This window comes from Vibrio sp. V19_P1S1T109, from assembly GCF_002241375.1.
In the GTDB taxonomy this organism is placed as follows: domain Bacteria; phylum Pseudomonadota; class Gammaproteobacteria; order Enterobacterales; family Vibrionaceae; genus Vibrio; species Vibrio anguillarum.
In genome coordinates, this window is record NZ_NDIM01000347.1 from 1 (window position 1) to 13608 (window position 13608).

General features: G+C 45.2%; 11 protein-coding genes. 1 reads left to right on the forward strand and 10 read right to left on the reverse strand.

What is annotated here, in order from left to right:
* Positions 1 to 107: 107 nt before the first annotated feature.
* Positions 108 to 998, forward strand: coding sequence for a LysR family transcriptional regulator (locus B9J87_RS16170; RefSeq protein ID WP_094151724.1), 891 nt, complete (start codon positions 108 to 110; stop codon positions 996 to 998).
* A gap of 45 nt (positions 999 to 1043) precedes the next feature.
* On the opposite strand, the gene B9J87_RS16175 is transcribed toward B9J87_RS16170, so the two are convergent.
* The 10 genes from B9J87_RS16175 to B9J87_RS16220 all read right to left on the reverse strand — a co-directional run bounded on the left by B9J87_RS16175 (position 1044) and on the right by B9J87_RS16220 (position 13587).
* A complete protein-coding gene (locus B9J87_RS16175) occupies positions 1044 to 3665 on the reverse strand; it encodes an ExeM/NucH family extracellular endonuclease (RefSeq protein ID WP_094151726.1) in 2622 nt (873 codons plus the stop codon).
* Between the two features lie 306 nt (positions 3666 to 3971).
* Positions 3972 to 4736 carry a substrate-binding periplasmic protein gene (locus B9J87_RS16180; RefSeq protein ID WP_088718007.1) on the reverse strand — a complete coding sequence of 255 codons (765 nt, stop codon included), beginning with the start codon at positions 4734 to 4736 and terminating at the stop codon, positions 3972 to 3974.
* Positions 4737 to 4891: 155 nt separating this feature from the next.
* A complete protein-coding gene (gene trpS / locus B9J87_RS16185) occupies positions 4892 to 5908 on the reverse strand; it encodes a tryptophan--tRNA ligase (RefSeq protein ID WP_013855895.1) in 1017 nt (338 codons plus the stop codon).
* A 155-nt stretch (positions 5909 to 6063) separates the two neighbouring features.
* The gene (locus B9J87_RS16190; protein ID WP_026027427.1) at positions 6064 to 6750 is read right to left on the reverse strand and encodes a phosphoglycolate phosphatase; all 687 of its coding nucleotides are present in this window, start codon (positions 6748 to 6750) and stop codon (positions 6064 to 6066) included.
* Between the two features lie 95 nt (positions 6751 to 6845).
* Positions 6846 to 7520, reverse strand: coding sequence for a ribulose-phosphate 3-epimerase (gene rpe / locus B9J87_RS16195; RefSeq protein ID WP_013855893.1), 675 nt, complete (start codon positions 7518 to 7520; stop codon positions 6846 to 6848).
* A 112-nt stretch (positions 7521 to 7632) separates the two neighbouring features.
* A complete protein-coding gene (locus B9J87_RS16200) occupies positions 7633 to 8463 on the reverse strand; it encodes a Dam family site-specific DNA-(adenine-N6)-methyltransferase (RefSeq protein WP_013855892.1) in 831 nt (276 codons plus the stop codon).
* Positions 8464 to 8532: 69 nt separating this feature from the next.
* Entirely contained in the window at positions 8533 to 10032 is a 1500-nt protein-coding gene (locus B9J87_RS16205; protein ID WP_013855891.1) for an SPOR domain-containing protein, read from the reverse strand.
* Between the two features lie 48 nt (positions 10033 to 10080).
* The gene (aroB, locus tag B9J87_RS16210) at positions 10081 to 11169 is read right to left on the reverse strand and encodes a 3-dehydroquinate synthase (protein ID WP_094151728.1); all 1089 of its coding nucleotides are present in this window, start codon (positions 11167 to 11169) and stop codon (positions 10081 to 10083) included.
* 24 nt (positions 11170 to 11193) lie between these two features.
* Positions 11194 to 11715: a shikimate kinase AroK gene (gene aroK, locus B9J87_RS16215; protein ID WP_010317691.1), complete on the reverse strand. Its 522-nt coding sequence runs from the start codon at positions 11713 to 11715 to the stop codon at positions 11194 to 11196.
* 186 nt (positions 11716 to 11901) lie between these two features.
* A complete protein-coding gene (locus tag B9J87_RS16220; protein ID WP_370685857.1) occupies positions 11902 to 13587 on the reverse strand; it encodes a type IV pilus secretin PilQ in 1686 nt (561 codons plus the stop codon).
* Positions 13588 to 13608 lie beyond the last annotated feature (21 nt).

Genomic DNA, 13608 nt, shown 5'->3' on the forward strand with positions numbered 1-13608 from the left:
CCAAAATGGTTTATATCTCTCTAATTAGAGCTGTCATTATTTGATGAATGACAAAGGTTGACTAGATAACAAAACAAGAACGAAAGGTTACCAATAAGGGAACAATTATGTTGAGTGAGTTAAAACGTATTGCCATTTTTAATAAAGTGGTTGAATACGGTTCGTTTACCTCGGCTGGTGAATCGTTAGGCATAGCAAAATCGAAAGTGAGCGAGCAAGTTAGCTTGCTAGAATCACATCTTAACGTACGTTTACTGCATCGCTCTACCCGTAAAGTTAGCCTAACGACTGAAGGGCACGCATTTTATCAACATACCAATGGCCTCTTACCGCTGGCAGAAGACGCGCTACGGGCCGTCCAGCATTTGTCTACCGATGTGGCAGGCGTGATTAGGATCGGTACAACCATTGATGTCGGCAGCTATATTTTAAGTCCGCTGATTTCAACATTTTCTGAGAGTTACCCCAATGTGCTGTTTGATATTCAACTCGAAGATGGTTTACAAGATCCAGTAGCCACACAATTAGATGTGCTGATCAGAATGGGTGAACTGACATCTTGCTCAATGGTTGGCCGCGAATTAATGCCTTTTAAAATGGGGATATACGCCAGTAAAAAATACTTAGCTAGTGCACCTTTATTAAGGAAACTACGAGATTTAGAGCAGCACCCATGGGTTGCGTTAACTTTATTGAATCTTCCTCAAGATAAAGTCACGCTAATCAATCCAAAGGGAGTGAGATGCGACATCAAAACCCGCCCTAAACATATCTGCAATGCGCCGCTTGGTGCGATGTCAATGGTACAACAAGGCATGGGGATCGGCTTGATTGCCAATTTTCTCGCTGACGAAATCAATGATCCTAACCTCGTCAGGCTTTTTCCAGATTATTATCTATCAGATAACACCATGAACATTCTTTACCCGAGCCGTCACCACCTTGCGCCACGAGTAAGGCTATTTATTGATTATTTAATTGAAAAAATCCGAGTGTGAGCAAAACAAAAACGCCCCGTCAGTTAACGGGGCGCACTTTAAGCCTTAACGACGACGTCGCCACATACCAAAGCCGAGTAATGAGAAGAGTGCTCCTAGGCCGAATGAACCGCCGTAGATGTTCAGTTCTAACACGGCAGGATCATGATCAGATGCGCGGAAATGATCTTGATATTTGGGCAAATCACCTTTGAATTCACTGTTGTAATCAAACAGTGTCGATTCACCACCGTTGATGTGCCAATCGGTCGCATCCACTACTTTGCCTTTCAAACTTTTGCTGACCAGCAAATGATCCAGTGCGCCAACTTCATCATTAAATGAGTAACTCCAGCTCTCTGGGTGTTTTATCGCCACGGCGTTAAGGTACCCATAATTGTGAGTAATCAACGCGCCATCATCACCAAATTGAGGAGTACCTGCAATGTAAGTATTACGTGCCGCACGAATGGTTTTGCCATACTTCTCTGGGCTGTAGTCCGTCAATACGAGCATCGGGTCTTCCATACCGTAAGAGTTCATATCACCCAAAATGACTTTATGCCCTTTTATTTTTTGTAACGCTTCACCTAAAGCAACTGCAGCTGCGACACGGAATTGTTCACATGCACCTTGAAAATCAAGATCTTTGCCGCCTTGCCCACCTTGTTCAACTGGTGCGGCATCTTCCCAACATGCCGAGCCTTTGGATTTTAGATGGTTAACCGCGACGGTAATTTTCTCATTGCCACCTTTAACTTTGAAGGTCGGTGCAAGCGTGTCACGCTGGTAATTTTTACCATCTTCAATCACTTTGCCTTTGCCATCCAACACTTCTGGTGCTTGCTGGCTTGGCATTGGAATTACACGATTCTCTGTCAACTTCACTACTTTTTCACGATAAATCACTCCTGTAGTGATCACATCCGTGCCAATAGAATCAAGTTCATCGGTCACGCCATCATTATTTGAGTCAATCGCGACAAAACGGTAATGCTTTTTCTTATCCGAGATCTGGCTGTTAATCTGATTGACCAATTGCGCAATCGCCGACCCTGCACCGAAACCGTTATTCTCAATTTCCATCAAACCGACAATATCGGCATCCAAACGTACAATCGCATTAACGATCTTCGCTTGCTGCAATTCAAATTCTGCAAGGTTATTAGCACCACGATTATCACCATGCTGATTTGCATCACCGCCAAACGGCGAGTTGAAATAGTTAAGCACGTTGAATGTGGCAATGCGCAGATCGCCTTCATCGATATCCGGTTTCTCGCTGCGAGGATCATTGCGCACGAAATTCTCTTGGTTGAGCGAATTAGTCACAATCAGACGATATTCGTTGTAACCGTATGAGAGCACACCTTCTAAACCTATGATGCTGTCATCAATGCGGATGTAATCTTCCGTCGAACCATTTTGATCAATATCACTGCGACCAAACTCTGGGTAGTACGGAATTTGGCCATCGGCGGCTTTCGCATCTGATTCAATAAACAAGCGGCGCTGCGCGTTTTCGATGCTCTGCTGTTTGGCTTGCTCAGAGCCCGCAGCGAATAGCTGGTTCGGCTGCATGTTAATACGACCTTGCGCTAACACCATGTTATTGCGACGAGAAGCATAGTCATAACCAAAGGTGCGCGTCACACGCATATCCAGCTCTGGTGTGGTTTTTACCAACATGCCTTCATAACGCTCTAATGTGTGCTCAAAGTTCTCATCGGTGGGCAAAATCTCTATCGCGGTCGCTTGTGGAGCCTCTTGCTCACCTTGCTTTAGCCATTGGTTGTTTTCGACTTTAAGCTGTGTGAGGTTGTAATACTCCTGTACTTTACCTTTCACACAAACCACATCCCCCGGTTTTAAACTTGAGCTTGAGCTTGATTGATCGGTAAAAACAAACAAACCTTCAGAGGTATTTAAGTTGTAATCATCTTCCAACGCTTGCAGATAAAAACCTTTAGTCAACCCTGTGGTAATTGCACTCACGACACCTTTGACAAAATATTCTTGGTCGGTGATGTAAGGGTAGCCACTAATAAAAGGAGAGGTTTGCCCTTCGCCTTGGATCGCTTGAATAGAGGTGAAGGTGGGCTCAGATCCCTCTTGAGTACAGGTAAATTCAGCCGGTGGCTCAACGGCATCGAGTGCGCCTAACCCTTCAATATTATCTTTGGTTAGCGCGCTCCACTGCGCAGCTTGATAAGCCGCTGAGGGCGTGAGGCTATCGCTATTACGCACTAAAGTGGTGTCCTTGCCCCAGTTAATGCCGCCCATCACTCCCAACACATCATGTACGCTACCATCACTGTTTAGCAGCGCCACCGGATCATCACCGTTAAAATTAATCACCGAGCCATCATTTCCATCACTCACCGCTTGGATAGCACTATTGGCGCTGGTATGAGAAATCACTAACACATCGTTCGCAGCAATTACTCGCCCAGTCAGGGGCAACTGTGTATCCCAGTTCCCACCGCCATTGCTTGATTTCGCTAAAATGAAATTGTCTAAACTGACGGATGCATTGCTAGTGTTAGCAATTTCGATGGCCTTATTGAAGCTGCTGCCTTCTACATACTGAGAAATAATAATCTCAGCTTGAGCTGATACAGCCAATGTGGAGCTTATCGCCGCAGCGAGTAATGTTCGGCCAAAGGGTTTAATTCGTGTCGATTCCATTGTTCACCTCTTTCCCTGCTCTGTAACCGAAGTGGTAAGCAAGGTGTTGTAAATCACGTTTATAAAGGGGATTGGTTCCATTTGCGCGTACAGTGTTGTGTTTTTAAATGAAAGATAAAAACATTCACCATTCATATCGAGATCAACATCGCATAGCTAGAGCAAATACTTGAACTAAGCGCAAACTTTCAACAAAGAAGGTAAAGGGGGTTTTCGACAGTTATATTGCAGTGAGGTGAAAAGTCTTATTTTTCTAAAAAGAAAAGCAAACAAGGTGCTCCATACACGACAAACACCTTAGTTTGATTATTGTGGCTGGCTAAAAGAGAGGTAGCGATCAAAGACCGCCTGCGCGCGACCAGTTTGCTGCGCATCGAGAAAATAGTCATTAAGCTGATTTAACAGCGGCATCGAATTTTCTAAGCTACGGCGAACTTGCACGTGGTACGGCTTGTTTCTAGCGAGAAAATGATGAACGATTGGCCGATCAATTTTATATAGACCCAACTGAATTCCACCATAAATGGGTTCAATTTCACTCACAAACCAATCACACCGCTCTTTTTGCAGCATATTCAGCGCTTGCTGTACGGAATTTAAATAGAGAGAGGGTTCTCTAGACAGTGCAAAATTCTCATAATTAAAGCCATTAACTCCGCATAATACGCCATCAACGGATGGGTCTTTTAAATCTTCATGGTTGTCTGGCAGCGTAAAATAACCGAGTTGAATCGTATAAAGTGGGACCGAAAAATAGCTGTACTCAGCCCTTTCTGCGCGATAACTTGCATCCCATGTCAAATCGCAGCGACCGCGCTCTTGCGTCAGTTCATGTTGGACTCGCGCCCAAGGCATAAAATAAAACTGGTAATCGATGTTGTGAGATTTTAATGCGTCCAACACCAGCGTTGTGGCTGAGCCAGTCAAGGAATCGGCTTTTTCTTGATACGAGCTCCCCTGCCAATAGGTGAACGGGGGCCAAACATTCACATCACCAACACAAATACGAACTGGCTCTGCGGCGGCGGCACTACAGATGAACATCAATCCTAATAACAGCAGTCGTCTCATGTTCAAAACTCATCATCATGGTTATGATTTAAAGTGTAGACCTAAGCCTACAATGCAAAGAGAAAGATCAAATTTTATTAAGCAGAAGTAAAAAATAAAGCTAGGAAAACCTAGCTTTATTTAATGCGAAAAGAGTTAGATTGTCGCAGGAAAAACTAAGGACGCTCGACAAACCCTACCGCTTTAAATGCTTTTTTCAAGGTGATCGCAGCGCGGGCCGAGGCTTTTTCTGCACCCGCTTTCATTACTGAATCAAGATACGCGCGATCTTCTCGAATGCGCGCGTATTCAGCTTGTACAGGCTCCAGCATGGCAACCAACGCTTCGCCAACATCTTTCTTGAAAGGGCCGTACATCTCAACACCTTGATATTGCGCTTCAATCTCAGCAAAGCTTTTGCCTGTCGCCGCAGAGTACAAACTCATCAAGTTGGAGATGCCCGCTTTGTTTTCGGTATCAAAAGCGATACGCGGTGGCGTTTCAGTATCTGTCTGAGCCTTATTGACCTTCTTGATAATCGACTTTGGATCTTCCAGCAAAGTGATGACATTCTTACGGTTATCATCTGACTTAGACATCTTTTTCGTCGCATCTTGCAGGCTCATTACTCGCGCGTTCACTTGAGGAATGTAAGGCTCTGGAATGGTGAAGATCGGCTTTTCAGGACTATAGATGTTGTTAAAACGAGTCGCGATATCTCGCGCAAGTTCTAAGTGTTGCTTTTGGTCACTGCCCACGGGTACTTGGTGCGCGCCATAAAGTAGAATATCGGCCGCCATCAACACAGGATAACCGAATAAGCCTGCATTCACATCGTTCGCATAACGTGCTGATTTGTCTTTGAACTGAGTCATGCGGCTCAATTCACCCATCTGCGTGTAGCAGTTGAGAAGCCAACCCAATTGAGCATGCTCTGGTACGTGTGACTGAACAAATAGCGTGCTCTTTTTAGGGTCAACACCAACTGCAAGACAGATTGACAATGCATCTAACGTGGCTTCATGCAGTGCTTTCGGATCTTGACGAACCGTGATCGCATGCAGGTCAACCACGCAGTATTGACAATCATAGTCATCTTGCATCTGTTGCCATTGACGTAGAGCACCCAAATAGTTACCGATACTTAGTTCACCTGACGGTTGAACACCACTCAATACAATGGGTTTGCTCATAGGGATGATTTCCTTGCTACTTAAAATGAGATAAGACTGAAAATGTCTGTGAAAAAAAACCGCGCTTATTCGCTAAGTGATACTTGATTTAGCGATAACGCGGTTTATGCAGTGTACTCATTGACGAGTATTTTACTAGCGCATTGTGTGAACTTTTATGCTGAAACTCGCAACACATCAAGCAATTGGTCGATACAGTCCGCCACGTAATCAGGGTTGGAAGCTGAAATGGGCTCACCGTGATTGTAGCCATAAGTCAAACCAAACGAATAACAACCCGCATTTTTAGCCGCTAAAATATCGTTTTTCGAATCCCCAACCATCAACATTTCCTTGGCCGTTAGTTGATGTTTATCCAATAGCCAGTTAAGCGCCATTGGATCAGGTTTTTTGATCGGGAAGGTATCACCACCAATCACATCACTAAAAAAGTGCTCAATACCATGTTGTACCAATACGTCAGGTACAAACTTAGACGGTTTATTGGTCACCAAAGCTAATGTGAACCCAGCGCTGTGCAGCTGCGCTAAGGTTTCTTTCACTTGGGGATATAAATGGCTCAGTTTATGGCCCGTTTGGGCATAAAATTCATCAAAACGCTCACGAGCGGTGGCTTTGATCTCATCGCTAAGATCAGGGTTGATGGTTAAACTTTGGCTAAGTGAGCGAGCGATCAGCACATCTGCACCATTGCCGACGTAATCACGCACTTGCATTTCTGATACTGATGAATAGCCTAACGATTGTACCGCTTGGTCGGCGGCTACGGCTAAATCTGGCACGCTGTCGAGCAAGGTACCATCGAGATCAAAGGCGATTAATTTAATTGAGCTTAAAGACATCTTAACTTCCGAATAATAGACAAGGGGCACAAAGCCCCTTGTTGCGTTATAAGTATGTTGCGTAGTGATTATTGAGGTGTAGTCAGTATTATGACTTAGCGCGCCACTTTGGCTAATTCTGCGCGCATCTCATCAATCACCGTTTGGTAATTAGGTTGACCAAAAATAGCCGAGCCTGCGACAAACATATCTGCGCCCGCTTGCGCAATTTCACGAATGTTATCGACTTTGACCCCACCATCAATCTCAAGGCGGATATGACGACCCGATTGCTCAATCAATTGACGCACCGCGCGCAGTTTATCCAACGTATGCGGAATAAAAGATTGACCACCAAAACCAGGGTTAACCGACATCAGCAAAATGAGGTCCACTTTATCCATAATAAATTCGAGATGCGCAAGTGGCGTAGCTGGGTTGAGCACTACACCCGCTTGGCATCCGTGCTCTTTGATCAATTGCAATGTGCGATCAACGTGATCAGAAGCTTCCACATGAAAAGTGATCATCGAAGCCCCTGCTTTGGCAAAATCAGGAATGATGCGATCAACCGGTTTAACCATCAGGTGGACATCAATCGGTGCCGTAACACCATAGTCACGCAGCGCCTTACAAATCGGAGCACCAAAGGTCAAGTTGGGAACGTAGTGGTTATCCATTACATCAAAATGGACAACGTCTGCCCCAGCGGCAAGCACTTTCTCAACATCTTCGCCAAGACGAGCAAAATCTGCTGAGAGTATAGATGGGGCAATTAGGAAATCTTTCATACCTGACCTCTTAGGCTAGTGGGCGCAAATGCGTGATGAGCAAAATTCGCCCGCAATTCTACCTAAGCTGGCCAAGATATCCTAGCGCGACACCCGATTTAACTGCGAAATGTTAACCTTCGCATTCCGCTGTATTGAACAGCGCCAACAACTCATCTACTTTGTTGCGCCCTGCTCCATTACGGCTAATGGTGCGCTTAACCTTGACCACGTTAAGTTCTGCACCATGATATAAACGGCGCGTTAACTTAGTGTCATGATTGGAAATCAGTACCGGTATGCCACGATCATTGGCGGCTTTTTCGGCAACATCGGCCAATGAGGCTTGATCATCCAATGAAAAGCCATTACCAGAATAAGAAGTAAAATTGGCGGTAGTAGAGAGTGGCGCGTATGGCGGATCGCAATAGACAACACAGCCCTTGCGAGCACGACGAAACGTCTCTTCGTATCCTTCGCAAATAAAGGTCGCTTTCTTGGCTTTCTCGGCAAAAAACTCCAATTCTGCTTGCGGGAAATAAGGCTTTTTATAAGAACCAAAAGGCACATTGAAACCGCCTTTTTTGTTATAGCGACATAAACCATTAAAACCAAAACGGTTCATGTATAAAAACGCCAACGAACGATACAGTACGTCATCGGTTTTATTGAACTCTTTGCGAATATCGAGATACGCTTCTTTACGGTTGTTATCGGCCGTGAACCAACGCTTAGATTCGGTGATGTACAGTTCAGGTTGATCTTTGATCAGGTTGTACAAGTTGATGAGATCAGGATTGATATCGGCCAACAAATACTGTTCAAAATCAGTATTGAGGAACACAGAGCCAGCACCAACAAAGGGTTCAACCAGTTTACGCGCTGGCGGCAGGTGACGTTGAATCTCTTCGACTAGGCCATACTTACCACCAGCCCATTTAAGAAAGGCACGCTGCTTCTTCATTTACTGCTCTATCTTTCAACCACGAAATAAGGCTGCGGAATGTAACATATTTTTGCGTCAAGCTCAGCGTTATTTCGCACGATCAATCTCTCGCTGTACTTGGCTGAGTGATTTGGCCCAAGGGCCTTGCAATTGCAACGCTTTCGGTAAGGTTTCAACGGCATCACGCGCAAACTGGATGGTTGGATAATTACCATAGGTGATGATGTACCACTCCACATCATTGCGTGCTGTCGGATAAATACGCACCTTTTCTTGCAGCGCGTAGGTGTTAATAAAGTTTTGTGCTTCAGCAAGCGAACTGACTGCCGCTAATTGCAAAGTATAGCTGCGTGGCGAAAAGGCTTTGAGTTCTTCTCTCGCAAAGGAGAAAGTGATTTTCGTTGGCGCAGCAGCAGTGGCAGTCTCACTTACGGGCACAGTTTGCGCCGTGCGGTTTTGTGCATCAGCAAGTGCATTATTAATCACTGACGTATCGGCTTTGGTCGAATTGCCTTCCAAAAGCGCATCCACAACATCAGACTCAATCACCACTCGTTGCTGATCGCTGTCAATTATGCCCACGCTCTCTGAATTCTCCATCACATCGGGTGGTAACGAACTGGAATCATCTTCAGCATCTAAATAACTCGGGTCACTTTTCGCAAGCTCCTTCCCATTATTGGTGGCGTCAGTTGCTGAGTCATCGTTAAGCGTATTGACTGTTGGTGCAGCAGCATCCCCTAGCGTCGGAATCACCGTCTGCTCGAGTGTGCCTGTAATTTGCGACGCTTGCTCATCGGGTGAGGGCTGGGTAAATAGCCACCAGTAACCACCACCGATGATGAGCAGAAGCAGTAAAACCAAGGCAGCGATCTGCACAGGAGAACCGATAATCGAACGGATGATGATCCTTTTTTCCATTTTCTGCTCTCCTAATGCCATGATTTCCCCAGGCACGCGTTTCACCTTTTTGTAAGCGTTGCGTACGCGGCGCTCCATCTCATCGGGTACATAACGCATGACCAGATTTTCAAAAAAGCGATCCGCTTCTTCATTGCTTAGGGCTTCAATCTCAAGCTCTACGGGTTTATGCTCTTGTCCGTAGCTTAAACGAGTCAGCAAAGCATCAAGGCTATTGGCTTGTGCAAATAATACGACATTGATGGTCCACAATGGATTGGCTTGTGCTTCTAACACCAGCATCCATAGCTCAGACACTAAGGTTTCGGAGAGTAGATGAGCGTCATCAACAACAATCACCACATCACAACCGCCACCATCAAGCAGGCGAGCTAAGCTGTCAGAAAGTGTATCGTGAGGATTAAATAACGGGCCTGAAACGATTTGGGTAAGAATGGTCGCTCGACGCTGCTGGTCATCTTGATTGGGATGGCACAGCAACAGCGATTGGTTTTTATCTTCGGCCCACGCTTCTAAATAACGCTGCGCTAACCAAGATTTACCAAAACCTAATCCACCACCAACGGTAATGACATTTGAGCCAAAATTGGTCAATAATTGCAAACGCTCAAGTAGCTCGACTTGCGAATCTAATTCCAATATACGTAATTCATTCGCCAAACTCATTAGGCCGTCCTACTGACAGACAACTGTCAAATTAGTATCAATGAAGATTTACAGGGTGCGGCAGAAGTCAATCGCTTGTTCAATGACCGCTTCGGGTACACCTTTCACTACTTGTGATGTACCAATACTGGTTGGTAGCACCAAACGTAGTTCGCCTGAAAGCACTTTTTTATCACGCATCATGTGTTGCATAAAGTCAGAAAACGACATGCTTTCGGGCGTATGAATCGGTAAATTTGCTCTTTTGAGTATAGAAACAATCCGCTCAACTTGCTGATCGTTAATTAAACCTTGTAACTGCGCCGTTTTAGCGGCCATCACCGTTCCGGCAGAAACCGCTTCACCGTGTAGCCAATTACCATACCCGAGCTGCGCTTCAATCGCATGACCAAATGTATGACCTAGGTTCAACAACGCGCGAATTCCCGACTCTTTTTCATCTTGAGCGACCACATCGGCTTTAATTTGACAGCAGCGAGCGATGGCATAACTTAGCGCTTGCTCATCTAAGGCATAGAGTTTATCGAGATTCTCTTCCAACCAGACAAAGAAATCATGATCGTAAATGATGCCATATTTGATCACTTCCGCCATACCAGCGGCAAATTCTCGCTCTGGTAAAGTCGCCAAACATTCAGTATCAATAATGACGGCTTTCGGCTGATAAAATGCACCAATCATGTTTTTACCTAAAGCATGATTGACTGCGGTTTTACCGCCAACGGAGGAGTCCACTTGCGAAAGCAGCGTGGTCGGTATTTGGATAAAATCGACTCCGCGCTGATAACAGGCTGCGGCGAATCCAACTAAATCACCAATCACGCCACCACCTAAAGCGATGATCACCACATCACGGCTGTAATTACCTTCCAGCAGGTAACTCATCACCGTGTTAAATGTATCTAAAGTTTTGTACTGCTCGCCATCTGGCAGTTCAAGCAAGGAGACGTTACAACCATGCGGTGCAAGAAGGGCGAAGATTTTATCCGCGTACAAAGGCGCGACCGTCACATTACTGATGACGACGACTTTTTGTTTGGCCGATAAGAAAGAAAGGAGGGCCGGATCATTAAATAATCCGGCGCCAATTGAGATTGGGTAGCTACGCTCATCTAAACTGACCGTAATCCGTTCCATGGTTTGCACTCCAAAATAAAGAACTTAGGAATGTTCTTCTAGCATTTTTACGATCTCGTTGGCTACCACTTTTGCACCTTGATCGTCAGTACGAACCGTAAAATCAGCGATCTCAGCGTAAAGATCGTTACGTTCATCAGCCAAGCATTCTAAGACTTCACGTGGATTGTCTGTTTGAAGCAATGGCCGTTTTTTGTCACGGTTCGTGCGTGCAAGTTGTTTTTCAATCGTCGTTTCAAGGTAGACCACAATACCACGAGCAGATAAACGATTACGGTTTTCTTTACTCTTAACAGAACCACCGCCTGTTGCGAGTACAATACCTTGTTTCTCGGTTAGGTCATTAATTACAGCTTCCTCACGTTTACGGAAGCCCTCTTCACCTTCGACGTCAAATACCCATGCGATATCTGCGCCTGTACGCTCTTCAATGACTGTATCTGAGTCTAAAAACTCCATATGCAGTTGTTGAGCAAGATGTCTACCAATTGTACTTTTGCCGGCGCCCATTGGGCCAACAAGGAAAATATTGCGTTTCTCAGCCATGTTTAGCAGTAATTTACAACGTTAATTCAATGACATCGCCACAAGATTAGCCAGTATAATACTGACCGTTAAGACGCTCGTGGCACCTATTCCTCACAGATGATTCGTGATAAGACCCGAAATTATCTAGATATGGTGCCACTAATGCAACTTTATTTTTTAACCAATCGCAATATCAGCCGTAAGTTATTGAATGACGACTTTCGGTGTCACGAAAATCAGCAGCTCACTTTTGCCCACTTGCTCATAGGAACGGCGGAACAATGCACCAAGTAATGGCAAATCACCAAGCAATGGTACCTTATCAACCGTATTGTTGACGCTATGTTGGAATATTCCACCAAGGACCACGGTTTCTCCATTATTGACCAATACTTGAGTGCCAATACGCTGAGTATTAATTGCAACCGCTTCTCCCGTCCCTGTTTTTACAATATCCCCAGGCCGGTCTTGAGTGACACTGAGATCTAACACTAAACGATTATCCGGCGTTATCTGTGGCGTCACTTTTAAACTCAGCACTGCTTTTTTGAAGGCGACTGTCGTTGCCCCGCTGGAAGAAGACTCCAAATAAGGGATCTCCGTACCCTGCTCGATATAAGCGGGTTTCTTGTTGGTCGTGATCAAACGAGGGCTGGAAATGATCTCCGCTTTCGACTCACGTTGTAGCGCTGAAAGCTCTAAATCCAACAACATATCCGACCCCAACTTAGCCACTTGGAAGGCAATACTTGAGGCGTTAGCGGAGGTCGCCGCTAAGTTTACGTTAAGGAAGTCATCAACGGGCAATGTGCTTTCCCCCAACTTGCCCACTTGGAATAAATTACTTTCAATACTTCCGCCTGCGGTGTTGTTGCCATTGGTCGAAGTAAAGCCCCAGCGTACGCCAAGTTCATCCAAATTACCTTCGTTGACCGTAACAATGCGCGCTTCAATCTGTACCTGTTTGACCGGGATATCGAGCGATTCAACAATTTGGCGTATCACCACAATATTCTCAGCCAATTCGCGGATCAGCAGTGAGTTGGTTCGCTCGTCGATACTGATGGAACCTCGCTCAGACAACATGCTGACTGCCCCTTCGCCGCCAATCATCTGCGCAATATCAGACGCCTTAGCAAAATTAATTTTGATGATTTCAGAACGCAGATCGCCCAACTCTTCAGCCAAACGTGCCTTTTCAAGCTGCTGCTTTTCACGTAAATCCAACTCTTCTTTAGGTGCCACTAAAATCACATTGCCGTCAACACGTTTATCTAATCCCTTGACTTGCAAAATGATATCGAGCACTTGCTGCCAAGGAACGCCATCAAGCCGTAGCGTCAAGTTACCAGTGACCGAATCTGAGACGACTAAGTTAAACGCGTTATAATCTGCGATAAGCTGCAAAACATTTCGCACAGGAATATCTTGAAAGTTAATCGAGATAAGCTTGCCCTCTTTCTCAAGAATGCTCTTCGGCTTAGGTTTTTCTTGTTCTTTCAGTTTGCCAATTACCACCTCAAGGTATTTCCCTTTCAAGCTGTAATCATACTTAAACTCGCCATGAATGGTCGCCAGTAACTGTGTACTTGGCTCTTTGCGCAATACCTCGATACTCTCAACAACGGTTGCAAAATCTTTGACATCCAAGACATACAGTTTCTCATTGGAGACATCCGTCTTAAGCAGTTCAATTTGTAAACCGTCAGCCACTTTCTGCACATTAACTACCGTCGAAGGTGATGCGAGTTCAACAATCAATACAGCGTCTTTGTTTTTATTGACTCGAAAATCAATGCCTTTAAGCTCGTTGGTCTGCGCCGTTTCTGCCGCCACACTTAGCCCTGCCACACTCAATAATAAGCCAAATAAGAGGCTTCGAAATACCATAGTCATTTGTGTCTGTAGTCC

Bases quoted from the DNA above. Each gene is read 5' to 3' on its own strand.
- B9J87_RS16170 (WP_094151724.1), top strand. From the start codon at position 108: ATGTTGAGTGAGTTAAAACGTATTGCCATTTTTAATAAAGTGGTTGAA.
- B9J87_RS16175 (WP_094151726.1), bottom strand. From the start codon at position 3,665: ATGGAATCGACACGAATTAAACCCTTTGGCCGAACATTACTCGCTGCG.
- B9J87_RS16180 (WP_088718007.1), bottom strand. From the start codon at position 4,736: ATGAGACGACTGCTGTTATTAGGATTGATGTTCATCTGTAGTGCCGCC.
- trpS (WP_013855895.1), bottom strand. From the start codon at position 5,908: ATGAGCAAACCCATTGTATTGAGTGGTGTTCAACCGTCAGGTGAACTA.
- B9J87_RS16190 (WP_026027427.1), bottom strand. From the start codon at position 6,750: ATGTCTTTAAGCTCAATTAAATTAATCGCCTTTGATCTCGATGGTACC.
- rpe (WP_013855893.1), bottom strand. From the start codon at position 7,520: ATGAAAGATTTCCTAATTGCCCCATCTATACTCTCAGCAGATTTTGCT.
- B9J87_RS16200 (WP_013855892.1), bottom strand. From the start codon at position 8,463: ATGAAGAAGCAGCGTGCCTTTCTTAAATGGGCTGGTGGTAAGTATGGC.
- B9J87_RS16205 (WP_013855891.1), bottom strand. From the start codon at position 10,032: ATGAGTTTGGCGAATGAATTACGTATATTGGAATTAGATTCGCAAGTC.
- aroB (WP_094151728.1), bottom strand. From the start codon at position 11,169: ATGGAACGGATTACGGTCAGTTTAGATGAGCGTAGCTACCCAATCTCA.
- aroK (WP_010317691.1), bottom strand. From the start codon at position 11,715: ATGGCTGAGAAACGCAATATTTTCCTTGTTGGCCCAATGGGCGCCGGC.
- B9J87_RS16220 (WP_370685857.1), bottom strand. From the start codon at position 13,587: ATGGTATTTCGAAGCCTCTTATTTGGCTTATTATTGAGTGTGGCAGGG.